22 protein-coding genes and 1 pseudogene are annotated in these 25,052 nt (G+C 54.3%); 16 read left to right on the plus strand and 7 right to left on the minus strand.

Annotated elements, in window-relative coordinates; translation table 11 throughout:
* The first annotated feature begins 40 nt into the window (after positions 1-40).
* The gene (alr, locus tag ABIC79_RS07410) at positions 41-1,120 is read left to right on the plus strand and encodes an alanine racemase (RefSeq protein ID WP_126125247.1); all 1,080 of its coding nucleotides are present in this window, start codon (positions 41-43) and stop codon (positions 1,118-1,120) included.
* Between the two features lie 3 nt (positions 1,121-1,123).
* Here alr and ABIC79_RS07415 read toward each other — a convergent pair whose 3' ends face one another.
* On the minus strand, positions 1,124-1,903 hold the full coding sequence (locus tag ABIC79_RS07415; protein ID WP_013577361.1) for a transporter substrate-binding domain-containing protein: 780 nt from the start codon (positions 1,901-1,903) through the stop codon (positions 1,124-1,126).
* Positions 1,904-2,037: 134 nt separating this feature from the next.
* Between ABIC79_RS07415 and ABIC79_RS07420 the strand changes: the two genes are divergently transcribed.
* Both ABIC79_RS07420 and ABIC79_RS07425 read left to right on the plus strand, forming a co-directional pair.
* Positions 2,038-2,502 carry an Lrp/AsnC family transcriptional regulator gene (locus ABIC79_RS07420; protein WP_013577360.1) on the plus strand — a complete coding sequence of 155 codons (465 nt, stop codon included), beginning with the start codon at positions 2,038-2,040 and terminating at the stop codon, positions 2,500-2,502.
* A gap of 245 nt (positions 2,503-2,747) precedes the next feature.
* Positions 2,748-3,380: a YitT family protein gene (locus ABIC79_RS07425; protein ID WP_013577359.1), complete on the plus strand. Its 633-nt coding sequence runs from the start codon at positions 2,748-2,750 to the stop codon at positions 3,378-3,380.
* Between the two features lie 94 nt (positions 3,381-3,474).
* Here ABIC79_RS07425 and ABIC79_RS07430 read toward each other — a convergent pair.
* A pseudogene (locus tag ABIC79_RS07430) lies at positions 3,475-3,645 on the minus strand (SDR family NAD(P)-dependent oxidoreductase); the annotation flags it as partial.
* A gap of 225 nt (positions 3,646-3,870) precedes the next feature.
* Between ABIC79_RS07430 and ABIC79_RS07435 the strand changes: the two are divergent.
* Positions 3,871-5,064 carry an amino acid aminotransferase gene (locus ABIC79_RS07435; RefSeq protein ID WP_112151104.1) on the plus strand — a complete coding sequence of 398 codons (1,194 nt, stop codon included), beginning with the start codon at positions 3,871-3,873 and terminating at the stop codon, positions 5,062-5,064.
* 103 nt (positions 5,065-5,167) lie between these two features.
* Here ABIC79_RS07435 and ABIC79_RS07440 read toward each other — a convergent pair whose 3' ends face one another.
* Positions 5,168-5,953 (minus strand): DeoR/GlpR family DNA-binding transcription regulator, encoded by a 786-nt coding sequence (locus tag ABIC79_RS07440; protein ID WP_112197680.1) that lies wholly within the window; start codon positions 5,951-5,953, stop codon positions 5,168-5,170.
* Between the two features lie 36 nt (positions 5,954-5,989).
* The gene (locus ABIC79_RS07445; protein WP_126125246.1) at positions 5,990-6,886 is read right to left on the minus strand and encodes a sugar kinase; all 897 of its coding nucleotides are present in this window, start codon (positions 6,884-6,886) and stop codon (positions 5,990-5,992) included.
* Between the two features lie 172 nt (positions 6,887-7,058).
* On the opposite strand from ABIC79_RS07445, the gene yihU reads away from it, so the two are divergent.
* The 7 genes from yihU to ABIC79_RS07480 all read left to right on the plus strand — a co-directional run bounded on the left by yihU (position 7,059) and on the right by ABIC79_RS07480 (position 15,501).
* Positions 7,059-7,955, plus strand: a complete 897-nt coding sequence (gene yihU / locus ABIC79_RS07450; protein WP_013577354.1) for a sulfolactaldehyde 3-reductase — start codon at positions 7,059-7,061, stop codon at positions 7,953-7,955.
* 22 nt (positions 7,956-7,977) lie between these two features.
* Positions 7,978-8,856 carry a sulfofructosephosphate aldolase gene (gene yihT / locus ABIC79_RS07455; protein WP_112151080.1) on the plus strand — a complete coding sequence of 293 codons (879 nt, stop codon included), beginning with the start codon at positions 7,978-7,980 and terminating at the stop codon, positions 8,854-8,856.
* Positions 8,857-8,871: 15 nt separating this feature from the next.
* Entirely contained in the window at positions 8,872-10,113 is a 1,242-nt protein-coding gene (yihS, locus tag ABIC79_RS07460) for a sulfoquinovose isomerase (RefSeq protein ID WP_119262157.1), read from the plus strand.
* Between the two features lie 17 nt (positions 10,114-10,130).
* Positions 10,131-12,167: an alpha-glucosidase gene (locus ABIC79_RS07465; protein ID WP_119262156.1), complete on the plus strand. Its 2,037-nt coding sequence runs from the start codon at positions 10,131-10,133 to the stop codon at positions 12,165-12,167.
* A gap of 55 nt (positions 12,168-12,222) precedes the next feature.
* On the plus strand, positions 12,223-13,608 hold the full coding sequence (locus ABIC79_RS07470; protein ID WP_119262155.1) for an MFS transporter: 1,386 nt from the start codon (positions 12,223-12,225) through the stop codon (positions 13,606-13,608).
* Positions 13,609-13,654: 46 nt separating this feature from the next.
* Positions 13,655-15,070: an MFS transporter gene (locus ABIC79_RS07475; protein WP_223510382.1), complete on the plus strand. Its 1,416-nt coding sequence runs from the start codon at positions 13,655-13,657 to the stop codon at positions 15,068-15,070.
* Positions 15,071-15,147: 77 nt separating this feature from the next.
* Positions 15,148-15,501, plus strand: a complete 354-nt coding sequence (locus ABIC79_RS07480) for an MmcQ/YjbR family DNA-binding protein (RefSeq protein ID WP_013577348.1) — start codon at positions 15,148-15,150, stop codon at positions 15,499-15,501.
* Here ABIC79_RS07480 and ABIC79_RS07485 read toward each other — a convergent pair.
* Both ABIC79_RS07485 and ABIC79_RS07490 read right to left on the minus strand, forming a co-directional pair.
* Positions 15,483-16,403 (minus strand): pyridoxamine 5'-phosphate oxidase family protein, encoded by a 921-nt coding sequence (locus ABIC79_RS07485; protein ID WP_119262154.1) that lies wholly within the window; start codon positions 16,401-16,403, stop codon positions 15,483-15,485. The two genes, ABIC79_RS07480 and ABIC79_RS07485, sit on opposite strands and share 19 nt — an antisense overlap.
* A gap of 6 nt (positions 16,404-16,409) precedes the next feature.
* On the minus strand, positions 16,410-17,030 hold the full coding sequence (locus ABIC79_RS07490) for a glutathione S-transferase (protein ID WP_354566714.1): 621 nt from the start codon (positions 17,028-17,030) through the stop codon (positions 16,410-16,412).
* Between the two features lie 101 nt (positions 17,031-17,131).
* Between ABIC79_RS07490 and ABIC79_RS07495 the strand changes: the two genes are divergently transcribed.
* The 4 genes from ABIC79_RS07495 to ABIC79_RS07510 all read left to right on the plus strand — a co-directional run bounded on the left by ABIC79_RS07495 (position 17,132) and on the right by ABIC79_RS07510 (position 21,202).
* Positions 17,132-18,049, plus strand: a complete 918-nt coding sequence (locus ABIC79_RS07495) for a LysR family transcriptional regulator (protein WP_013577345.1) — start codon at positions 17,132-17,134, stop codon at positions 18,047-18,049.
* Positions 18,050-18,164: 115 nt separating this feature from the next.
* Entirely contained in the window at positions 18,165-19,346 is a 1,182-nt protein-coding gene (locus tag ABIC79_RS07500) for an esterase (RefSeq protein ID WP_013577344.1), read from the plus strand.
* An 81-nt stretch (positions 19,347-19,427) separates the two neighbouring features.
* A complete protein-coding gene (locus ABIC79_RS07505) occupies positions 19,428-20,468 on the plus strand; it encodes a hypothetical protein (RefSeq protein ID WP_013577343.1) in 1,041 nt (346 codons plus the stop codon).
* The gene (locus ABIC79_RS07510; protein ID WP_013577342.1) at positions 20,447-21,202 is read left to right on the plus strand and encodes a hypothetical protein; all 756 of its coding nucleotides are present in this window, start codon (positions 20,447-20,449) and stop codon (positions 21,200-21,202) included. Before ABIC79_RS07505 ends, ABIC79_RS07510 begins: the two co-directional genes overlap by 22 nt.
* Before the next feature lie 49 nt (positions 21,203-21,251).
* Here ABIC79_RS07510 and uvrA read toward each other — a convergent pair whose 3' ends face one another.
* A complete protein-coding gene (uvrA, locus tag ABIC79_RS07515; protein ID WP_013577341.1) occupies positions 21,252-24,107 on the minus strand; it encodes an excinuclease ABC subunit UvrA in 2,856 nt (951 codons plus the stop codon).
* A gap of 326 nt (positions 24,108-24,433) precedes the next feature.
* On the opposite strand from uvrA, the gene ABIC79_RS07520 reads away from it, so the two are divergent.
* Complete coding sequence (locus ABIC79_RS07520; RefSeq protein WP_013577340.1) at positions 24,434-24,976, plus strand: single-stranded DNA-binding protein; 543 nt, start codon at positions 24,434-24,436, stop codon at positions 24,974-24,976.
* The last annotated feature ends 76 nt before the right edge of the window (positions 24,977-25,052 follow it).

Consider the following 25,052-nt stretch of genomic DNA (forward strand, 5'->3'; position numbering starts at 1 on the left):
TTGCTGTCAGAAACTCTCAAATTCATGCAAAGGACTTAAAATGAAAGCGGCTACGGCTGTCATTGATCGCCGCGCTCTGCGACACAATCTGCAACGGGTGCGTCATCTGGCGCCACAAAGTCGTCTGGTTGCGGTAGTGAAAGCAAACGCTTATGGGCACGGTCTGCTGGAGACCGTGCATAGCTTGCAGGATGCCGATTATTACGGCGTTTCCCGGCTTAGCGAAGCGCTGATGCTGCGTAAAGCCGGTGTGGTAAAACCCATCCTCCTGCTCGAAGGTTTTTTCTCCGCCAGCGAATTACCGTTGCTGATTGAACATCAGCTTGATACCGCTGTTCACAGCCTCGAACAGCTTGATGCGCTGGAAAGTGCTGACCTCGCGCGTCCGCTGAATGTCTGGCTGAAAATCGATACCGGGATGCACCGTTTGGGCGTTCATCCGGCACAGGCCGATGCATTTTATCAGCGTCTGAGTGCCTGCAAAAACGTGGTTCAGCCGGTCAATATGATGAGCCATTTCTGCCGCGCGGACGAACCGGAAAGCAACGCCACACCGAAACAGCTGAACTGTTTTAATGAATTTGCCGAAGGCAAGCCGGGACAAAAATCTATTGCGGCTTCCGGCGGTATTTTGTTGTGGCCGGAATCGCATATGAACCTGGTCCGCCCCGGCATTATTTTGTACGGCGTGTCGCCAATGGAAACCGGTACAGCCAGCGATTTTGGGCTGCAACCGGCAATGACACTGACTTCCAGCCTGATCGCCGTGCGTGAGCATGCTGCCGGTGAACCGGTCGGTTATGGCAGTACCTGGGTCAGCAACCGTGATACCCGTCTGGGCGTGGTAGCGATGGGGTATGGCGACGGCTATCCGCGCAGTGCGCCGAACGGTACGCCGGTTTTGGTCAATGGTCGGGAAGTGCCGGTTGCCGGGCGTGTGTCGATGGATATGATCACTGTCGATTTAGGGCCAGATGCGACCGATAAGGTCGGCGATGAAGTGATTTTCTGGGGCGGAAAATTACCGGTTGAGCGCATTGCGCAGGCAACCGGTATCAGTGCTTATGAGCTGATTACCCAGCTCAGCGAGCGCGTCGCCCGCGTTTATATTGGCGACTAAGTCTTACTTTTTCACGGCCAGCCACTGGCTGACGATCTTCTGATATTCACCAGTGGCTTTGCTCAGGTGCAGCCACTGGTCGACATACATCTTCCAGCTCACGTCATCACGCGGCAGCATGTAAGCCTTTTCGCCATATTGCAGCGGCTTCTTCGGGTTTACCGCACAGAGTTTCGGGTAATGTTTCTGCTGAAACAGCGCTTCCGAAGCATCCGTAATCATTACATCCGCTTTCTTATCCACCAGCTTCTGGAAGATGGTCACGTTATCGCTCAGGGTCAGCGTGCCTTTTGGCAGATGGCTGTGTACGAAGGCTTCATTGGTACCGCCTGCCGGTTCAATCAGGCGCACGGAGGCACGGTTTAACTGCTCAACCGTCTGGTACTGACGCACATTTTCGCAGCGCACCAGGGGGATTTTGCCGTCCTGATCCAGTACGTTGGCAAACCAGGCTTTTTGCTGGCGTTTCAGCGTGACCGAAATCCCGCCCATCGCGATATCACAATGCCCTGCGCTCATTTCGTCCGGCAGAGATTTCCAGGTGACCGGTACCCAGTTCACTTTCACATCCAGACTCGCCGCCAGCGATTCCGCCATTGCAATATCAATGCCTTCATACTCACCGTTTTCTTTCAAAAATGTATACGGTTTATAGTCGCCGGTGGTGCAGACATTCAGCGAGCCTTTCTGTAATACGCGTTCAAGGCGTGAAGATGCCGGCTCTGCTTTTGCGAGACCGGGCAAAACTGACAGCAAAACGAGAGAGTAGAATACTTTTTTCATTATTTTTTCCTTGCGTTTAAATCATGCGCAAGTATAAGAAAAAACGGCCGAAAAGTATTTATAACTGGTTATAGTGGGAATGTTTTTTGCAATAAGAATCCACATATAAAAATTAAAGCGACAGGAACACTGCCATGTACAGCATTGATGATTACGATCTGAAAATTCTGACCTTATTACAAACCAACGGAAGACTGACTAACCAGGAATTAAGCGAGCTGGTCGGACTGTCAGCATCACAGTGTTCACGCCGCCGGATTGGTCTGGAACAGGCACAACTCATTCTCGGTTATCATGCCCGTCTGGCACCGGAAGCCCTCGACTTAGGCATGATTGGTCTGATTGAAGTCAGGCTTATCAATCATTTGCCCGCACAGGTCGATGCATTTCACAGCATGCTGGGCGAAGTCGATTCCATTATTGATGCCTATAAAACCACTGGCGATGCGGATTATTTGCTGAAAGTTGCGGTGAAAGATTTAGCCGGTTTAAGCATGTTGATCAGCCAAATTCTGTCAGTCCATAAAAGTGTCGCCCACGTAAAAACATCGGTAGTGCTTAACCGTTTAAAAGAAAACGGCTTATTGACGCTTAGCTGAGAAAAATAAGGGCGTATTTCAGGTGCACTGTTTGGGTGATTTATTTTGGTGCAGACTCACTTTAATGGTGCAATATTTTGAATTAATATGCGTGATCTGTGCATGTAAAGAATAATTAACGCGTCATAAAATCTTATTTTCGATTTTTAATGCAAATTCTATGCGTGAATATTGCCTTAACTCTCCATCTCATTAATTATCTCAAAATCAGTCTTTAGTATTATTATTTTGAGGTACAGGGAATTATGGCAAGTGTAGACGACATCAAACAGCCGGTTGAGCAGCCGCGCATCGGGCACACGCTGGTTGAAGATGCGCTGGCGATCATTATCGGTACGCTGATGGTCTCTTTTGGTGTGGTGATGTTGCGTCAGGTCGGCGCACTGACCGGCGGCACGGCGGGAATGGCGTTTCTGGCGCATTACGTGACGCAGGTATCATTCGGTACGGCCTTTTTTATCATCAACTTACCTTTTTATTACCTCTCTTTTCGTCGCATGGGTTTGCAGTTCACACTGAAAACTTTTGCTGCAGTCGCGCTGGTTTCCGTGTTTTCTGATTTGCATCCGCTGTTTGTTCATTTCGATCATCTTCAGCCGTTTTACGCCACGCTGTTTGCCAACGTGATTATGGGCATCGGCTTCATTGTGCTGTTCCGCCACAAAGCCAGTCTGGGCGGCGTGAACATTCTGGCGCTGTTCCTGCAGGACAAATACGGTATTCGCGCCGGTAAACTGCAAATGGGTGTGGACTGCTGCATCGTGCTGGCATCGCTGTTTGTCGTCAGCCTTGAAATGCTGATTGCTTCGGTGCTGGGCGCGGTGATCGTCAACCTGATCATTGCGATGAATCACCGTCCGGGGCGCTACAGCGTCTGACGAAATGGATAAAAAAATGGCGCAGGGGACTGCGCCATTTTTATGAATGAACCGGCAAGTGTTACGCGCCGAAACCGCCGTCAATCGTCAGATTTGCGCCGGTGATATACCCCGCTTCAGGGCCGGAAATTTCTTCAGAAGAAACGTAGGTGAAGGCCACGCTGGCGCCTTCGCGGGCCAGACGCTGAACGATGGCGGCACCGATGCCGCGTGAACCGCCCTGAACGAAAGCGGCTTTACCTTGCAGTGAGTGTTGAGTTGTCATTGGTTTTCTCCGGGAAGAATGAGATGTCCATTTGATCGTAGTTGATGTGAGCGGATCAGCATCTCAGGCGAACGGACGGTTTGATACGCAATGAGTGCCCGAAAATCGACAACATAGTTGTCATCTTTTTTAACGAACTTTGATAGTCTGTGAAACAGTTGCGATGCGCCGGGTTGCCGGATGTGGATCGCAGCGCCACTTAACCAAACCAAGGAGATGTATACCGTGTTCCAACATGTCGATGCCTATGCCGGTGACCCGATTTTGTCGCTGATGGAAAGCTTCAAGACCGATCCGAGACAAGATAAGGTAAACCTGAGCATCGGTCTTTATTACGACGAGCAGGGTATTATTCCGCAACTGGCGGCGGTGGAAAATGCAGAGCAACAACTGAACGCCGGGCCACAGGCCGCGTCAGTCTATCTGCCAATGGAAGGTCTGCCCGCATACCGCGCAGGCATTCAGGAATTGCTGTTTGGTGCCGATCATCCGGCGCTGAAACAACAGCGTATTGCGACCATTCAGACCGTCGGCGGTTCCGGTGCACTGAAAGTCGGTGCTGATTTCCTGAAGTTTTATTTCCCGAATTCAGAAGTTTACGTGAGCGACCCGACCTGGGAAAACCACGTGGCTATCTTTGCAGGCGCAGGCTTCAAAGTGCATACCTATCCGTACTTTGACCCGGAGACGCTGGGGGTAAATTTCCCGGCGATGATTGACCGCCTGAAAACCTTGCCAGCGCAAAGCATTGTGCTGCTGCACCCTTGCTGCCACAACCCGACCGGTTCTGACCTGACGCCAGCGCAGTGGGATCAGGTGATTGAAATCACCAAACAGCGTGAGCTGATCCCGTTCCTCGACATCGCTTATCAGGGCTTTGGTGCGGGCATTGACGATGACGCTTACGCCATCCGCGCGATGGCTGCGGCAGGTGTTAACTGCTTCGTCAGCAACTCCTTCTCAAAAATCTTCTCCCTGTACGGCGAACGCGTCGGCGGCCTGTCTGTGGTCTGTGAAGACAGCGATGCGGCGGGACGTGTACTGGGGCAACTGAAAGCCACCGTGCGCCGTAACTACTCCAGCCCGCCAAGCTTCGGCGCGAAAGTAGTGGCGAAAGTCCTGAGCGACAGCGCGCTGAATGCCCAGTGGAAAGCCGAAGTCGAGCAAATGCGTACCCGTATTCTCGAAATGCGCCACACGCTGGTCGACAGTCTGAAAACCGCCTTGCCGGGCCGTAATTTTGACTACCTGCTGCAACAGCGCGGGATGTTCAGCTACACCGGTTTCAGCGAAGCGCAGGTTGTCCGTCTGCGTGAAGAATTTGGCGTTTACCTGATACTCAGCGGCCGCGTCTGCATGGCCGGTCTGAATCACCACAATGTGAAGCAAGTGGCTGAGGCTTTCGCCGCGGTTCAGTAAATCCCCGTCATACTTCGGGCTGCGTGAGCTTACCGCCTTCCCGCAACCCGAATTATTTAGGGGATAAGATGTTGATTAAGGCCGACAGAAATGTCGGCCTTTTTTATTCCGCGGTACTGACTTTTATCACTTCGACCTGATGGTTTTTCAGCACCTTGAGCAATCCGGCGGGCGGAAGTTCGTCGGTGAACAGCGCCGTGGCCTGTGAGACATTGCCGATTTCGACCGCCGCTGAGGCATGAAATTTGGTATGGTCAGCAGCCAGCAGGATATGGCGTGAATGCGCCATCATGGTTTTCACCACGCTGGCCTCGTTGACATCGAACTCCAGCAGGGCGCCGTCGCTTTCAATTGCGCCGACGCTGGTCACCAGATAGTCGGCACGAAAGCCGGCGACAAAAGCCGTGGCCGCCGGGCCGATAATGCCACCATTATGCGGGCGCAGCGTGCCGCCAGGCACCATCACCTCAAAGCGCGGGTTCTTATACAAAATATGCGCGACGCGCAGACAATTGGTGATAATCCGCAGCCGGTTATGATTGAGCAGCGAATGCGCGACCTGCTCGACTGTGGTGCCAATGGTGATAAACACCGTTGAGCCGTCGGGGATGTAATCGGCGATGGATTCCGCAATGGCTTTTTTCTCTTCCGTCCAGGAAATCTCGCGCTGCTCAAAGGCGGTATTGACCACACTTGAGGCCCGCCCCGCGCCACCGTGATGGCGCGTGATCAGCCCCTGATCGCTGAGCTTGCGGATATCGCGGCGGGCGGTTTGGGTCGAGACATCCAGTAACGCCGCCAGTTCTTCAATGTTCATGTAACCACGCTCGGCAATCAATGCGAGCAGTTGATCGTGGCGCGGATTACCGGTCAGTTCAGTAAGACTCATGGATACATCCTTTAAAATGAGCGTCTGAGTCGTATTCTATACAGAAAGTGACAAAAAAGACCGGGCCTGATCACAGTCAGGTATCCCCGCACGGCCACCCGGCCGGGTACATTTCAGTGCAGCAACACCGCTGGCAAAGCGCACGGCTTCGGCGGGCGACGCTCCCTGGGCCAGACTGACCGCCAGTGCGCCGTGAAAAACATCTCCTGCGCCGGTGGTGTCCACTACGTTGACGGCAAAACCCGGCTGATGATGCAAACGGTCATTTTCCAGCCAGAGACAACCTTGCCCGCCCTGCGTGACATACACATGACCATTTGTGAGCGTTTGGGCGTCAACTAACGCAGAACCGGCGTCCGTTTTTCCGGTCAGCCGCTGCAAACCGGGTGCGGAAAAGGCGCTGTGGTCGCTTAACGCCACCAGTTCGGCGATATCCTGTGGCGTCACATCGGCATCCAGCACGGTGAGCACACCGGACTGGCGCGCCAGGGTAAACGCCTGCTTCGCGCCGTCATGCCAGCGCACATCAGCCAGCACTACATCCCACTGGGAAAAGTCGATGGCTTGTAACCACTCGGCGGAAACGGGTAAATCCGGGCTGGGATAATTGATGATGATCCGCTCACCTTTGTTGTCCACCAGAATGGCGGATTGCGAAGAACGGGCCTGCTCAACGCGACGGACATAGCGGGTATTTACCCCCAGGGATTCCAGCTCCGCGAGCAGCCGGTTGCCGGTATCGTCATCGCCCACGCGACCAATAAAGTCCACCTGTGCGCCCAGTCTGGCCGCCGCCACCGCAGCCGTGGCCGCCGGACCGCCACCCACTTCATGATATTTTTCAGCGACATACTTCCCTCCTTCCGCAGGCAGTTCTTCAACGTAATAGATCCGGTCCATCACGGTAATTCCGACACAGGCGATACGAATCATGGCTATTCCTTAAGCGTGTTTTGATGGGGTTATTTTAATTTAGCGAATTGTTAAAAAAGTGATGGCTGTCAATTTTTTGACCTTAAATTACAAATACGATCAAAAAACGACAAACACAGACACCGCTGATTATCAAAAAGTGACATGGCTGATCAGCACAAAGGAGAGACGGATGGCAAACGTGGCATTTATTGGTCTGGGGCAAATGGGCGCTCCGATGGCGGCCAATCTGATTAAACAGGGACACCGGTTAGCGGTGTTCGATCTCAACCCGCAGACGGTTAACTCACTGATACAACAGGGGGCAACGGGCAGCAAGAGCGCGGCAGAAGCGGCGGCGGGCGCAGAATTTGTCATTACTATGCTGCCCAACGGCGATCTGGTAAGTGAGGTTTTATTTGGCCGTGATGGTATTTGCGAAACCCTGAGCCCGTCCGCGCTGGTTATTGATATGTCGACTATCCATCCGTTACAGACCGACAAGCTGATTGCGCAGATGCATGAAAAAGGTTTCAGCATGATGGATGTGCCGGTGGGCAGAACCTCTGATCACGCAGTGGCCGGTACCTTACTGCTACTGGCAGGCGGCACGGCAGAACAGGTTGAGCGCGCGAGGCCAGTGTTGATGGCGATGGGCTCGGAGCTGATTAACGCGGGCGGGCCGGGCAAAGGCATCCGCGTCAAGCTGATCAATAACTACATGAGTATCGCCCTGAATGCGCTCTCCGCCGAAGCCGCCGTGCTGTGCGAAGCGCTGGATCTCTCTTTTGATGTGGCGCTGCAGGTAATGAGCGGCACCCCGGCCGGAAAAGGCCACTTCACCACCTCATGGCCGAACAAAGTGCTGAAAGGTGATTTGTCACCGGCCTTCATGATTGACCTCGCCCATAAAGACCTCGGTATCGCGCTGGACGTCGCTAATCAGTTGCATGTGCCGATGCCGCTCGGTGCGGCTTCCCGCGAAGTGTACAACCAGGCGCGTGCCGCCGGGCGCGGGCGTCAGGACTGGACCGCCATTCTTGAGCAGGTGCGCACCAGCGCCGGTCTGGCTCAGAAAACACATCCGTAACGCATTAACCAAGGAAAGTTAAATGACTCATTACAGCCTTAACGATATCACCCGTCCGTCCGGCGGCTTCGCCATGCTGGCGGTCGATCAGCGTGAAGCGATGCGCTTAATGTTCGCGGCAGCCGGCGCGAAAGCCCCGGTCGCCGATCAGGTGCTGACTGATTTTAAAGTCAATGCCGCGCGGATTTTATCGCCGTACGCCTCGGCGATTCTGGTCGATCAGCAGTTCTGTTACCGCCAGATTGTTGAGCAACAGGCCATCGCGAAAAGCTGCGCCATGATTGTCGCGGCAGACGAATTTATTCCGGGCAACGGCATTCCGGTGGACAGCGTGGTGATCGATAAAAGTGTGGATCCGCAACAGGTCCGGGAAAACGGCGGTAAGGCGCTGAAATTACTGGTGCTGTGGCGCAGCGATGAAGATCCGCAGCAACGTCTGGCGATGGTGAAGGAATTTAATCAGCGCTGCCATGCACACGGGCTGCTGAGCATTATCGAGCCGGTGGTCAGGCCGCCGCGTCGTGGCGACAAATTTGACCGCGAACAGGCGATTATCGATGCCGCAAAAGAACTCGGCGACAGCGGCGCTGATCTTTATAAAGTCGAAATGCCACTCAGCGGGCGCGGTACGCAGGCTGAACTGCTACGTGCATCGCAACACCTCAATGAACATATTCATATGCCGTGGGTGATCCTCTCCTCCGGTGTTGATGAAAAACTCTTCCCGCGCGCGGTCAGCGTCGCCATGACGGCGGGCGCGTCCGGTTTCCTCGCAGGCCGTGCGGTCTGGTCATCCGTGGTCGGTTTACCTGATACCGAACTCATGCTCAGGGATGTTTCCGCGCCGAAATTACAGCGCCTGGGCGACATTGTGGACGAGATGATGGCGCGCCGCCGCTAACGAAAGGAGTGGAAAATGAAATGGTTTAACACGTTGAGCCACCACCGCTGGCTTGAGCAGGAAACCGACCGGATCTTCGATTTTGGCAAAAATGCCGCTGTGGCCACCGGCTTTGGCTGGCTGGGCAATAACGGCCAGGTCCGGGCAGAGATGGGCACCCATTTGTGGATCACTGCCCGCATGCTGCACGTCTATTCCGTTGCCGCAGGCATGGGCCGTCCCGGTGCGTATGCGCTGGTGGATCACGGCATCCGTGCCCTCAACGGCGCGCTGGCGGATAAACAATACGGCGGCTGGTACGCCTGCGTAAATGATGAAGGCGTGGTGGATGCCTCGAAACAAGGTTATCAGCATTTCTTTGTTTTGCTGGGCGCCGCCAGCGCGGTCACCACCGGCCATCCTGAGGCCAGAGCGTTACTCGATCAGGCCATCGGCGTGATCGAAAAGTATTTCTGGAGTGAAGACGAACAGATGTGTCTCGAGTCGTGGGATGAAGCCTTCAGCGAAACCGAAGCCTATCGCGGCGGCAATGCGAATATGCACGCCGTCGAAGCTTTCCTGATTGTTTATGACATCACGCACGAACGCAAATGGCTGGATCGCGCATTGAGGATTGCCTCGGTCATTATTCATGACGTCGCCCGGCCCGGCGAGTATCGCGTTAATGAACATTTCGATACGCACTGGAACCCGATCCGCGATTACAACAAAGATAATCCGGCGCACCGTTTCCGCGCTTACGGCGGCACGCCGGGGCATTGGATCGAATGGGGACGGCTGATGCTGCATCTGCATGCCGCGCTGGAAGCCCGTTTTGAAACGCCACCAGCCTGGTTGCTGGAGGATGCCAAAGGGCTGTTCCACGCCACCCTCCGCGATGCCTGGGCACCGGATGGCGCAGACGGTTTTGTTTATTCCGTTGACTGGGACGGGAAACCCATCGTGCGTGAACGCGTGCGCTGGCCGGTTGTGGAGGCAATGGGCACCGCGTATGCACTGCACTGCGTGACCGGCGAGGCGCAATACGAAACCTGGTATCAGACCTGGTGGGATTACTGCGTGAAATACCTGATGGACTACGAAAATGGTTCGTGGTGGCAGGAGCTGGACACTGACAACAACGTCACCACCAAAGTCTGGGACGGCAAACAGGATATTTATCATCTGCTGCACTGCCTGGTGATCCCGCGTCTGCCGCTGGCACCTGGGCTGGCGCCTGCCGTGGCTGCGGGTCTGCTGGACGTTAATGCAAAATAAAAATCACGGAGACCATCATGAGTACCCTACAAAATAAAAATACTCAGATTGAATTTATCGCCGGTAATAACGAATTTTCGCTGATTTATCAACAGCGTCTGATTTTACGTCATACCGCGCAAGCGCCTTGTTTGTGGATTGGCGGCGGCGAAGCGGATATCGATATGTTTCGCGGTAATTTCAGTATTAAAGATCGTCTGAATGAAAAGGTCGCCCTGACAGACGTTAAGATCACTGCGCAACCCGCGGGATGGCACTTACATTTCAGCCGTGGTAATACGCTCAGCGCTACGCTGGTTATCACCACCGATGATAGCGGGCGTTTACAGCTCAACCTGCAAAATGATAACCGCGCACATAACCGCATCTGGTTGCGGCTGGCAGCGCAACCGCAAGATCATATTTACGGCTGCGGTGAACAATTCTCTTACTTTGATTTGCGCGGCAAACCTTTCCCGCTGTGGACCAGCGAGCAGGGCGTCGGGCGCAACAAACAAACCTATGTGACCTGGCAGGCCGACTGCAAAGAGAACGCAGGCGGCGACTATTACTGGACGTTCTTCCCCCAGCCGACCTTTGTCAGCACGCAGAAGGTTTACTGCCATGTTGAAAACAGCGGTTATATGAATTTCGATTTCAGCGCGCCGGACTACCACGAACTGGCCTTCTGGGAAGATAGCGCCACGCTGCGTTTTGAATGTGCCGACGACTATATCAGCCTGCTGGAAAAACTCACTGCGCTGTTGGGCCGCCAGCCGGAATTACCGGACTGGGTATACGACGGCGTGACGCTGGGTACTCAGGGCGGCACGGAAGTCTGCCAGCAGAAACTCGACGTGATGCGCGAAGGCGGCGTGAAGGTCAACGGCATCTGGGCGCAGGACTGGTCCGGTATCCGCATGACCTCATTCGGCAAACGCGTGATGTGGAACTGGAAGTGGAACAGTGAGCTGTATCCGCAACTCGACCAGCGTATTCCTCAGTGGAAAGAAGAGGGCGTGCAGTTCCTTTCTTACATCAATCCGTATGTCGCCAGCGATCGGGATTTGTGTGCCGAAGCCTCAAAAAAAGGCTATCTGACCAAAGATGCCACGGGGGGCGATTATCACGTCGAGTTCGGCGAGTTTTACGCAGGCGTGGTCGATCTGACCAATCCTGCTGCCTATGACTGGTTCAAAAACGTCATCAAAAAGAACCTGATTGAACTGGGATGTAGCGGCTGGATGGCGGATTTCGGTGAATATCTGCCAACCGATACCTTCCTGCACAACGGCGTCAGCGCGGAAATCATGCATAACGCCTGGCCCGCACTGTGGGCGAAATGTAACTACGAAGCCTTGCAGGAAACCGGCAAGCTCGGCGAGGTGCTGTTCTTTATGCGCGCCGGTTACACCGGCAGTCAGAAATATTCGACGATGATGTGGGCGGGTGATCAGAACGTTGACTGGAGCCCGGACGACGGGCTGGCCTCGGTGATCCCGGCGGCCTTGTCGCTGGCAATGAGCGGCCACGGTCTGCATCACAGCGATATTGGCGGTTACACCACGCTGTTCGAGATGAAACGCAGCAAGGAACTGCTGCTGCGCTGGTGCGATTTCAGCGCCTTCACCCCGATGATGCGCACTCACGAAGGCAACCGTCCGGGCGACAACTGGCAGTTTGACGGCGACGCGGAAACCATCGCGCATTTCGCCCGCATGACCGGCGTGTTCACTCATCTCAAACCGTATATCCGGCAGGCCGTGCAACAAAACAGTCAGCGCGGTTTACCGGTGATGCGTCCGTTGTTCCTGCATTACGAAGACGATGCCCGCACCTATACCCTGAAATATCAGTACCTGTTTGGCCGCGATCTGCTGGTGGCACCGGTGCATGAAGAAGGGCGCAGCGACTGGTCGCTGTATCTGCCGCAGGATACGTGGATCAACGCCTGGACCGGGGAAACGCATCACGGCGGCGATATTACGGTGGCCGCGCCGTTAGGACAGCCGCCGGTCTTTTATCGTGCAGACAGCGAGTGGGCAGCGCTGTTCGGTGCATTACGTCACCTCTGATAAGGCTTGCCCGCCGGGGGGAATACATCGCCCCGGCGGGTGAAGGAGAATAATAATGAGTCAGACAACATCGGAAAACCCCGCGACCCTGCGCCTGCCTTTCAGGGAAAAACTGGCCTACGGCATGGGGGATTTAGGCTCCAATATCCTGCTCGATATTGGCACGCTGTACCTGCTGAAATTTTACACTGACGTGCTCGGCCTGCCGGGGACTTACGGCGGCATTATCTTTTTGATCGCCAAATTCTTTACCGCATTTACCGATATGGGCACCGGCATCATGCTGGATTCGCGCCGTAAGATCGGGCCAAAGGGCAAATTCCGCCCCTTCGTATTGTACGCCGCGTTTCCGGTGACGTTGCTGGCCGTCGCCAATTTCGTCGGCACACCGTTTGAGATCACCGGTAAAACCGTCGTGGCAACACTGTTGTTTATGTTGTACGGGCTGTTTTTCAGCATGATGAATTGCTCGTATGGCGCGATGGTGCCTGCTATCACCAAAAACCCGGACGAGCGGGCGTCACTCGCGGCATGGCGGCAGGGCGGTGCCACGCTGGGACTGCTGTTGTGCACTGTCGGTTTTGTGCCGGTGATGAATCTGCTCGAAGGCAGTTCGCAGCGCAGTTATATCTTTGCGGCGACGCTGTTCTCGCTGGTCGGGTTACTGTTTATGTGGCTGTGTTATGCCGGCGTGAAAGAGCGTTATGTCGAGGCGCAGTCCGCCAGTGATACGCAAAAACCGGGGCTGTTGCTGTCATTCCGGGCGATTGCCGGTAACCGTCCGCTGTTCATTCTGTGCATCGCCAATCTCTGCACGCTGGGGGCGTTTAACGTCAAACTGGCGATTCAGGTGTATTACACGCAGTACGTGCTGAATGACCCGATCCTGCTCTCTTATATGGGTTTTTTCAGCATGGGATGCATTTTCATTGGCGTGTTCCTGATGCCTGCCGCCGTCCGGCGATTCGGTAAGAAAAAAGTGTATATCGGCGGTCTGGCGCTGTGGATTGTCGGCGACATCCTTAACTACTTCTATGGCAGCGGCTCGGTCAGCTTTGTCGCGTTCTCCTGTCTGGCGTTCTTCGGATCGGCGTTCGTCAATAGCCTGAACTGGGCGCTGGTGTCCGACACGGTGGAATACGGCGAGTGGCGCACCGGCGTGCGTTCGGAAGGCACGGTCTACACCGGTTTCACCTTCTTTCGCAAAGTTTCACAGGCACTGGCGGGGTTCTTCCCCGGCCTGATGCTGACGCAAATCGGCTATGTGCCTAACGTGGTGCAGTCGGCGGGCACGCAGGAAGGGCTGCGTCAGCTGATCTTCATTTATCCCTGTGCGCTGGCGGCAATCACCATCGTGACGATGGGCTGTTTCTATAACCTCAACGAGAAAATGTACGTGCGCATCGTTGCGGAAATTGAGCAGCGTAAGCAGACGGCATAATGCATTCACTGTAACAGCGCCCTGCGGGGCGCTTTGAGGATCGCCTATGAAGGATTGTCATCACCCTGATCCGCTGACGTTGCGTGAGAAGTGCGCCTATGGAATGGGCGATTTTGGCTCGAACCTGATGTTATGTATCGGGACGCTGTATCTCCTGAAGTTTTATACCGATGAACTGGGCATGCCGGCGTTTTATGGCGGCATCATCTTCCTGGTGGCGAAGTTTTTCACCGCTTTCACCGATATGCTGACCGGCGTGTTACTTGATTCCCGCCGTCATATTGGTGCGCGGGGTAAGTTCAGACCGTTCATTTTGTATGCCTCCGTGCCGGTAGGGCTGATCGCGACGGCGCAGTTTATGGCGAATGATTTCGGCCTGCCGGTGAAAACGGCGCTCGCCACCGTACTGTTTATGTTGTTCGGCTTGTTCTACAGCCTGATGAATTGTTCATACGGCGCGATGGTGCCCGCTATCACCAAAAATCCCCATGAACGGGCGCAGCTTGCCGCCTGGCGCCAGGGCGGTGCCACGCTCGGATTATTGTTGTGTACCGTCGGGTTTATGCCGGTACAGGCGTTGTTCGGCAATTCCCCTTCGGTGGGGTATTTCTCCGCTGCCCTGATTTTCGCCACCTGCGGCATTCTGTGTATGGGCTGGTGCTATCGCGGCGTCAGGGAACGTTACGTTGAACTCACGCCTGCGGGACATAAATCCGGCATCCTGCGGTCGTTTCGCGCCATATTTCGTAATCCGCCGTTGCTGGTACTGTGCCTCGCCAATCTGTGTACGCTGGCGGCGTTTAACATCAAACTGGCGATCCAGGTGTATTACACGCAGTACGTGCTTAATGATATTCATCTGTTGTCGTGGATGGGGTTTTTCAGCATGGGCTGCATTCTGGTCGGTGTCTTTCTGGTGCCGGGTTGCGTGAAACGCTTTGGCAAAAAACAGGTGTACCTGGGGGGATTACTGTTGTGGGCAACCGGCGATATGCTTAATTTCCTGTGGGGAAACAGCTCGTTAAGCTTTGTGCTGTTTTCCTGCATGGCATTTTTTGGCACCGCATTTGTCAACAGCCTGAACTGGGCGCTGGTGCCAGATACCGTGGATTATGGCGAATGGAAAACCGGTATTCGTGCCGAAGGCTCGGTGTATACCGGTTATACCTTTTCACGAAAAATATCTGCCGCGCTTGCCGGGTTCCTGCCGGGAATTATGCTGACTCAAATCGGTTATATCCCGAATGTGGTGCAGGGCAGCGCGACCTTACTCGGTTTGCGTCAGCTGATCTTTATCTGGCCCTGTGCACTGGCTATCAGTGCGGCGATCATTATGGGCGTATTTTACAAACTCAATGAGGAACGCTTTGCCAGAATCATTGAGGAAATCGGTGCGCGCAAAAAAGGGGAGATTCCAGATCCTGTCACCGGCAAAGAAAAGACGTCTGTGTTAAGCCTGTAAATCGTTCAGGTTTGCTATGGTTAACCGAGGGCACTTTCGTGCTACGTAGCCATCACGTTACAAGGAGAAACCCAAACATGACCAGTTCGGAATTGCTGACCTATTGCATGGGAAAACCCGGTGCGGAGCAAAGTGTTGAAAATCAGCGCGGCGCAAATCAGGTAAAAGTGGGCGACGCGATGTTTGCCATGGTGTGTGAAATTGATGGCCGCGAGGCTATTTCGCTGAAAACCAGCCCTGAACTGGCAGAGCAATTACGGGCAGCACATCCGGATATTGTGCCGGGAGATCATCTCAACAAAGCGCACTGGAATACCGTGTTCCTCGACGGCTCGCTGCCCGATTCACAGTTTTATTATCTGATTGATGATTCCTACCAGTTGGTGGTATCCGGTCTGCCGGAGGCGGTGCGTCAGGAAATTGGCCGCTGATTATCCGGCCAGTTGCCACTGCTGAGGGTTGCAGGAGAGAAGTCCGCCACCTCTGCCCGCCACGGCAGTGCGCCGCGAAAGCGCCACACGCGGGTGATGTCCAGACTCCAGTAACGTTCTGCGCCTGCTGGCCCGGGAATATCCTCCGGCTGCCAGTGGATTTGCGTGTGTCCCTGAAGATGCAACAGGTCACCGTTTTCGAAATCGATAAACAGCAGTGCAGCACGCGGTTCTGCCAGCAAATTCCCCAGCGTATTCATATAACGGTTGCCGCGAAAATCAGGCACCCATAAGCGGTTTCCCACCAGATGCGCAAATCCCGGCTGGCCGCCGCGATGCGACACATCGGCACCGCCGTGCGCGTGGCTGGCGATAAAAAACGTATCGGCGCGGGCAATCAGTGCGCGGGCGTCAGCATCCGGTTCGGTCATATCTTCCCGCGCAGCCAGCGGCAAACTGACGGGCACATCGGCCAGTTTGCGTATCTGGATATACTGCGGACAATTACCAAAACTTTGATCGACGACGATCTCAATGCGGTTTTTATCCATGCGCCCGATCCTGCCGTTCACGCGGTTACGCCGCCGGTTGGAAAAATCGATCCCCAGCCCGCCAATCTGTTTCCCCGGCTGTAAAGCGGCCAGGGCCGGATCGTCCGCCCGTCGCGGCGCATTTATCCGCAAATGGATGTCATCCGGCGTACTGATAAACCCGGCGGGGCCGGTCAGCAGGGTTGCCACCGGCCAGCCGTTTTCGTCCAGTGTTGAGATAAACAGATACGGCAGCGCGGCGAAAAAAAGCCGGTGCTGTTCCGGCATCGCATCGCGGATGCCGTGTGCGGAAACATCAAACCCTGCCATGTCCTGTGCCAGGATTTCGTCTGCATGGAAAGGATGGTTCATCGCGTTTTACCCCACAATTTCAGGCAGTGGCAACGCCGGAAGTGGCGTAAAGCCCGGCAGGTTTTGCACCCGTTTCAGCCAGCGGCGAATCGCCGGGTAATCCGCCAGCGAAACGCCGCCTTCCGGAGCCGTCGCCACATAGCTGTAACAGGCCAGATCGGCAATGGTGGCCCGCTCCGTCGCCAGAAACTCGCGGCTTTCCAGATGCTGTTCAAGCTGTGGCAGAAACTTTGCCGTCACGGCCAGCGCGCTTTCATAAGATTCCGGTGCCGCGAACTGTTTCACCATGCGGGCGGATGCCGGGCCGTAACGCACTTCACCGGCGGCGCGGGACAACCATTTTTGCACCTCAGCGGCCTGCACCGGATCTTCCGGCAACCAGTGGCTGTCGGGCGCGTAACGTTTCACCAGATACACCAGAATCGCATTGCTGTCGGTGACAACGAGTTCGCCGTCGGTCAGCACCGGCACCTGCTGCAGCGGATTTAACTGCGCGAATTTGGCGGTTTGACGAATGTCTTTGCCGCCGTCTTTGTTCTCAAAGGGCAGGCTGAGCATGTTCAGCAACAGAGTTACGCGGTGGCAATGGCCGGAAAGCGGTGTGCTGTAAAGTTGAATGGCTGGCATGGAATGTCTCCTTTATGGGTCTGGCGTCAAGATTACTCTTGCATCAAATGATTGGGATCCACGAAGATTGAAATTGAGCGTTTCACCTGGTGGAAGAATCTATGGACCGTTTAGATGAAATGGCGATTTTTGTCGCTGTACTTCAGTATGGCAGCCTGGCGGAAGCTGCCCGTAAACTTCACCGTTCTCCTCCGGCGATCACCCGCGCCATTGCCTCGCTGGAACACCGTTTCGGCGCAAGGCTGGTCGAGCGCACCACGCGCAGTCTGGCGCCGACAGAAGCAGGCGCACGGCTGGCGGAAAAAGCGCGACTGCTGCTCAGCCAGTATCAGAACGCGGTAGAAGATACCGCAGAAACCCAGCTCAGCGGCCTGCTGCGCATCACCGCACCGGTACAGTTTGGTCGTAAACACGTCGCGCCGCTGGTGATGGAATTTCTGGCGCAACATCCTGATATGCAAATCGAAATGATGTTAAATGACCGTAATCTGGATCTGATTGACGAAGGGTTAGATCTGGCGGTGCGCATCGGTCATCAGGAAGATTCAGGCAAAGTCGCCCGTAAGGTTGCGCAAGTCACCCGCGTTCTGGTCGCCAGTCCGGCGTATCTGGCGCAGCATGGTGAACCGCAACATCCGTCGGAACTCGCTTCTCATCAGACGGTGATGGGCACGCTGCGCACCCAAATCCGTGAATGGCGTTTCGGGCCGAATGAGGACGATTTGCGCGTGCGGCTGTCGCCACGTTTACTTTCCAACGATGTGGAATCGCAACTGCTGGCGGTGCGCAGCGGGCAGGGGATCGCACGGTTATTGTCGTATCAGGTCAGGGATGATGTGCAGGCAGGCCGTATGGTGCGGCTGCTGAAGGATTTCGAACCTTTGCCGTTGCCGGTACAACTGGTGGCGCAGCAGGTACAGCAAATGCCGCGCAAGGTACGGACTTTCTGGGATTTTGCTTATCAGCGGCTGAGTGCACTGCCGCAGCTTCATGCTTTAGATGCATCTTCGGAACAGTGACGCCGATCACGCTCGCTGGCGGTAAAAATAACCTACTCTGAGAGTTGTGCAAAAACAGTGAGTTACTTGAGGACAGGTTGTCCGTTTGCTCACGCCAACCCAGAAGGAAAGGATGATGACCCGTAACCGGCTGAATCTTGCCACGCTTTTGATTCTGGCGCTCAGCGCGCCGTTCCCGCTGACCGTCTCTGCGCAAAGCTTGCCGCAGGATCCTGATGCGTCGGTGCCTGCGAAAAATTACATCACGGCGGTGAATCCTGATTTAACCATCACTTACCGGCTGTATGCGCCGACTGCCGAACATGTCGATGTGGTGACCGGTGCCACGCCGGTGACCTACATTCCGCATCAGATGACCAAGGACGATAAAGGTGTCTGGAGCTGGACATCGGGTGCACAGAAGCCTGATCTCTATGAATATTTCTTCAACGTGGATGGCTTGAGGATTGCCGATCCGGGCAGTGCAATGCCCAAGCCACAGCGTCAGGTGAATACCAGTTTGATCCTGGTGCCCGGCAGTATTCTTGATGTGAAAAACGTGCCGCACGGCGAAGTCCGTACGCTGACCTATCATTCCGCCGCGCTGAATTCCGAACGTCAGGTCGCGGTGTGGACGCCACCGGGTTACACCGATGCTTCACAGCCGTTGCCGGTGCTGTATTTCTATCACGGCTTTGGCGACACCGGTCGCTCGGCGCTGGATCAGGGGCGCATTCCGCAAATCATGGATAACCTGCTGGCGGAGAAAAAAATCGTGCCGATGCTGGTGGTCATTCCGGATACCGAAACCGACGCCAAAGGCGTGGTGCCGGAAGATTACGTCACCAAAGATCGCCGCAAAGAGTTTTATCCGCGCAATGCCGCTGCCGCAGATAAAGAGCTGACCGGTGATATTATCCCGCTGATTTCTAAAACCTTCCGTGTGCGTGATGACGCAACCGGACGCGCGCTGGCCGGGCTTTCACAAGGCGGTTATCAGACACTGGTCAGTGGCATGACGCATCTCGACCAGTTTGGCTGGCTGGCGACACTCAGCGGTGTCAGCACCACCACCGTACCCAATGCGGATGTGGCGAAACGCTTAGCTGAACCGGAAAAAATCAATGCACAACTGAAAAATTTCACCGTGGTTGTCGGCGAGAAAGATGTGGTAACAGGGAAGGACATTGCCGGATTGAAAACCGAGCTGGAAGAGAAAAAGATTAAATTCGATTACCACGAATACCCGAATCTCGGCCATGAAATGGACGTCTGGCGCCCGGCCTATGCGGAGTTTGTGCAGAAGATATTTAAGTAGGGTCACACCGTGTAAAGTCTTTTTCGATGTATAAAGTGATTTGCTTTATACTTTAAAAAATGACTTTACACGGATCTGCAAATGACACAGAAGATAACGCAACTGGTTAGCTACCTTGAAACGGTTTTAGGCTTTCGCACTACAGCCACCGAAGTAAAACTCTCAGTTTCATTCAGTCTTCAGGAGTTGTTTGGTTTCTTCGAACTGGAAGTTGGTGTGCCGGGTGACGCTCCTCTGATTCTGCTGGCGGCTTTACAGCGGGATGACACCTATCCGGGCATTGTCACGATAAGGAAACGTCTGTCACTCATTGAAAGGATGACAGATAAGGTGGTTGTCTACGTCTGCGAAAATATGAATCTGGCGGAACGCCGCAGCTTGATTGACCATCACATAAATTTTATTGCGATTAAAAAGCAGTTATTTATTCCTGAACTGGCCATGGATTTGCGCGATGCCTTCAGAATTCGTAAAAAAAGCGCCGGCAAAGACGTGCAAAACGATTTTTCTCCGGCCACTCAGGCTATGCTCATCCAGCTTTTATGGGATGAGTCATTCTCTAAATCCGGTATTACCTGTACGGCTGAGCAGTTGATGGGCTTATATAATTACAGTCGCGTGACGCTCTCAAAAGCCATTTCTGAGCTGACAAAATCCGGGCTTCTTGCTTCAACGCATGAGAAAGATTTTTCGACCCGATTTTATTCACTCAGATTTTCGCGCTCAGAGACTTTCGTAAAATCTCTTCTGCTGATGCGTAATCCGGTGAAGAAAATCGTCTGGATTAACAAGCTACCTCCTTTAGATGAGGGGGTCTGTTATGCCGGAGACAGCGCTTTAGCGGAATACACGATGCTGGCCCGTGGCGCTAAGCCTGTGTTTGCGATGACCCGGGAAGTATTCACTTCACTCCTGAAAAGGGGGGAATTTGATGAAGTGACTCATATCGACAGCGCTGTAGCTACAGTTGAAATCTGGAGCTACCGGAGTCCCAAAGCTTCAACACATATCGTTGATGAAATATCTCTGTATCTGACACAGAAAGATAATCAGGATGAACGGGTCCAACTGGCGCTCAGTGAACTTAAGGATCAATACCCATGGATGAAATTCGGGGACTAAAACTGTTTGGCGAGTATTTCAAAAAATATCAGGATCAATACGTCCTCATCGGTGGTGTCGCATCCTGGATCACTATGGATGAAGCCGGGGAAGAATTTCGGGCCACCAAAGATCTGGATATTGTCCTCATTATTGAGGCGCTGAGCCCTGATTTTGTCAGTCTGTTTTGGGAATTTATAAAGTCAGGCAACTACGAAATCCGCCAGACGGGTGAGGGAAAGCCCATTTTTTACCGGTTTCTGAAACCAGAAAACACGAGTTACCCCTTTCAGATTGAACTTTTCTCGCGTTCTCCACAAGGAATGGAACCTCCGGAAGATGCTCAGATTATCCCGATCCCCAAAGATGAAGGTGTTTCCAGCCTCTCAGCTATCCTCCTCGATGAACATTATTATTCCTTCCTCAGGGATGGCCTCCTGCGCACGGAATTATTCTCGTATATCGGAGCAGACAGGTTAATCCCTTTAAAAATGAATGCGTGGCTTGATCTGTCAACCCGCAAGGCGGCAGGAGAACCTGTGGATTCCCGTGTTGTGAATAAGCACAGAAATGATGTGATCCGGTTATCAGGTCAACTGACAGGAAAGGCTGCCACCATTCCCGAGAACATTCGGGCTGACATGGAGAGCTTTCTCACAAAACTGTCAGATGAGAATATTGATCTCAGGTCACTGAATCAGCGGGGGTCTGTAGAAGATGTCATTAAAAGGATCAGAGAAGGATTTGGTCTGTAATCAGGACAAACAAAAGGCCTTCCCGTTTGGGAAGGCCTTTTGCTATGGCTTAAGCGCTTTTCTTCGCCTGCTGGCTGTGGCGTTCCAGCAACGGTTTCAGGAAGCGCGCAGTATGCGATTCTTTGCATTCCGCGACGGTTTCCGGCGTACCGGCGACCAGAATCTGTCCGCCGCCCGCACCGCCTTCTGGCCCGAGATCAACAATCCAGTCCGCGGTTTTAATCACGTCCAGATTGTGTTCAATCACCACGATGGTGTTGCCCTGATCGCGTAGCTGATGCAGCACTTCCAACAGTTGCTGAATATCGGCAAAGTGCAGGCCGGTGGTCGGTTCGTCGAGAATATACAACGTCTGACCGGTGCCGCGTTTGGACAGCTCACGCGCCAGTTTGACGCGCTGTGCTTCACCGCCGGACAGCGTGGTCGCTGACTGGCCGAGGCTGATGTAGGTCAGACCGACGTCGATCAGCGTCTGCAATTTACGCGCAAGGGCAGGGACGGCATCGAAGAAATCACGCGCTTCTTCAATGGTCATCTCCAGCACTTCGTGGATGCTCTTGCCTTTGTATTTAATTTCCAGCGTTTCGCGGTTATAGCGTTTGCCTTTGCACTGATCGCACGGCACATAAATATCCGGCAGGAAGTGCATTTCAACTTTGATCACGCCGTCGCCCTGACAGGCTTCGCAGCGGCCGCCTTTGACGTTGAAACTGAAACGCCCCGGCGTGTAGCCGCGTGAACGTGATTCCGGCACACCGGCAAACAGCTCACGCACCGGCGTGAAAATACCGGTGTAGGTTGCCGGGTTAGAGCGCGGCGTACGGCCAATCGGGCTCTGGTCGATGTCGATGACTTTATCGAAATGGCCCAGACCTTCGATTTCACGGTACGGCGCAGCTTCAGCAATCGTTGCGCCATTCAGCTCGCGCTGTGCCAGCGGGAACAGCGTGTCGTTGATCAACGTCGATTTACCGGAGCCGGACACGCCGGTGATACAGGTAAACAGGCCCACCGGCAGCGTCAGCGTGACATCTTTCAGGTTGTTGCCTTTAGCGCCGGAAAGTTTCAGCACTTTGGTGGCATCCGCCGGGACGCGCTGCGCCGGTACGGAGATTTCCCGTTTACCGCTCAGGAACTGGCCGGTCAGTGAATTCTCGGTCGCCATAATGTCTTCAGCGGTGCCTTCAGCCACCACTTCGCCACCGTGTACGCCTGCACCCGGACCAATATCAATAATATGGTCGGCAGCGCGGATCGCGTCTTCGTCGTGCTCGACCACAATCACCGTGTTACCGAGGTCGCGCAGGTGGATCAGGGTTTCCAGCAGACGCTCGTTGTCGCGCTGATGCAGGCCGATAGACGGCTCATCCAGCACGTACATCACGCCCACCAGACCGGCACCAATCTGGCTCGCCAGACGGATACGCTGGGCTTCGCCGCCGGACAGCGTTTCCGCAGAACGTGACAGCGAGAGGTAATTCAGGCCGACGTTCACCAGGAATTTCAGGCGATCGCCAATCTCTTTCAGCACTTTCTCAGCAATTTTGGCGCGCTGACCGCTGAGTTTCATATTGCGGAAGAAATCCATCGCATGGCCGATGCTGAAATCAGAGATTTCCGGCAGCGTGGTTTCTTCGACAAATACGTTACGGGCTTCTTCACGCAGGCGGGTGCCGCTGCAGGAAGTACACGGACGGTTGCTGATGTATTTCGACAGTTCTTCACGTACTGCGCTGGATTCCGTTTCTTTATAACGGCGCTCCATATTGTGCAGTACGCCTTCAAACGGATGGCGACGAATCGAAGTATCACCGCGATCGTTAATGTATTTGAATTCAATGGTGGTTTTGCCGGAACCGTGCAGGATGGCGTTTTGCACGTCGCTGCTCAGTTCGTTAAACGGCGCTTCCACGTCGAAATCATAATGCTCACCAAGAGAGCGCAGCATCTGGAAATAATAGAAGTTACGACGATCCCAGCCGCGGATAGCCCCACCCGCCAGTGAAAGCTCAGGGTTTTGCACCACGCGATCAGGGTCGAAGAACTGCTGCACACCCAGCCCGTCACAGGTCGGACAGGCTCCCGCCGGGTTGTTGAACGAGAACATACGCGGTTCAAGCTCGCGCATGCTGTAGCCGCACACCGGACAGGCAAAGTTGGCCGAGAACAGCATTTCTTCGGCTTTCGGGTCATCCATATCGGCGACCACGGCGGTACCACCGGAAAGCTCGAGCGCGGTTTCAAACGATTCCGCCAGGCGTTGCGCCAGATCGTCACGCACTTTAAAGCGGTCAACGACCACTTCAATGGTGTGTTTCTTCTGCAATTCTAATTTTGGCGGATCGGACAAATCACACACTTCACCATCAATACGCGCACGGATATAGCCCTGCGACGCCAGGTTTTCCAGCGTCTTGGTATGCTCGCCTTTGCGATCTTTAATGATGGTCGCCAGCAGCATCAGACGCTGGCCTTCCGGCTGTGCCAGTACGTTATCCACCATCTGGCTGACGGTCTGGGCTGACAGCGGAATATTATGATCCGGGCAGCGCGGCTCGCCCACGCGGGCAAACAGCAGGCGCAGGTAGTCGTGGATTTCGGTGATGGTCCCGACGGTAGAGCGCGGGTTGTGCGACGTTGATTTTTGCTCAATCGAAATCGCCGGAGACAGACCTTCAATATGGTCGACGTCTGGTTTTTCCATTAAGGATAAAAATTGGCGTGCGTAGGCCGACAGCGACTCGACGTAGCGGCGCTGGCCTTCGGCGTACAGCGTATCGAACGCCAGAGAGGACTTGCCTGAACCGGATAAGCCGGTGACAACAATCAGTTTGTCGCGCGGGATAATCAGGTTGATATTCTTGAGATTATGGGTGCGTGCGCCCCGAACTTCGATCTTATCCATTCATCATTCCCGGATTAACTTGATAGCTCACCGTGCCGGTGACCGCCGTGAAAACCAGTTTCGCGCCAGCCATCGAATCGGGCACAGAGAAGAACGTAACGCGCAATTATGACACAAATCACAGCCTGTGCCACCCCAAAACCTGAATGTATATCCAGTACTCAATGTAACAATGGAATGTTTGCTGAACAATCTGGAAAGAAAATCGCAGTGCATGACATCCGTGGTACGGAGGCAACGTTTTGTGGTTATAATGTCGCGAAGTGAGTTTCCTCACACCCCAAACTGTGGTTTCAACCACGACATACATCATCAGGAGAATCCACATGGCCAGCAGAGGCGTAAACAAAGTTATTCTCGTCGGTAATCTGGGGCAAGACCCGGAAGTCCGCTACATGCCTAACGGCGGCGCGGTTGCCAACATCACTCTGGCAACGTCTGAAAGCTGGCGTGACAAAGCCACCGGCGAGCAGAAAGAAAAAACCGAATGGCACCGTGTAGTGTTGTTCGGCAAATTAGCGGAAGTCGCAGGCGAATACCTGAAGAAAGGTTCTCAGGTTTATATCGAAGGCGCACTGCAAACCCGTAAATGGACCGATCAGGCTGGCGTTGAAAAATACACCACCGAAGTCGTTGTTAACGTCGGCGGCACCATGCAGATGCTCGGCGGCCGTGCAAGCGGCGGCGCACCAGCAGGTGGTGGTCAGCCATCCGCAGGCGGCCAGCAGGGCGGTTGGGGTCAGCCTCAGCAGCCACAAGGCGGCAACCAGTTCAGTGGCGGTCAGCAATCTCGTCCGGCTGCGCAAAACAACGCGCCAGCACAGAACAACGAACCCCCAATGGATTTCGACGACGATATCCCGTTCTGATTCATTGCCTTCGGGCATCAACGTTCAGAACAACAAAAAGCCCCGAAAGGGGCTTTTTGCTTTGCAGCGTTGACTA

It is taken from the genome of Rahnella sp. 2050 (assembly GCF_040544515.1).
In the GTDB taxonomy this organism is placed as follows: Bacteria; Pseudomonadota; Gammaproteobacteria; order Enterobacterales; family Enterobacteriaceae; genus Rahnella; species Rahnella aceris.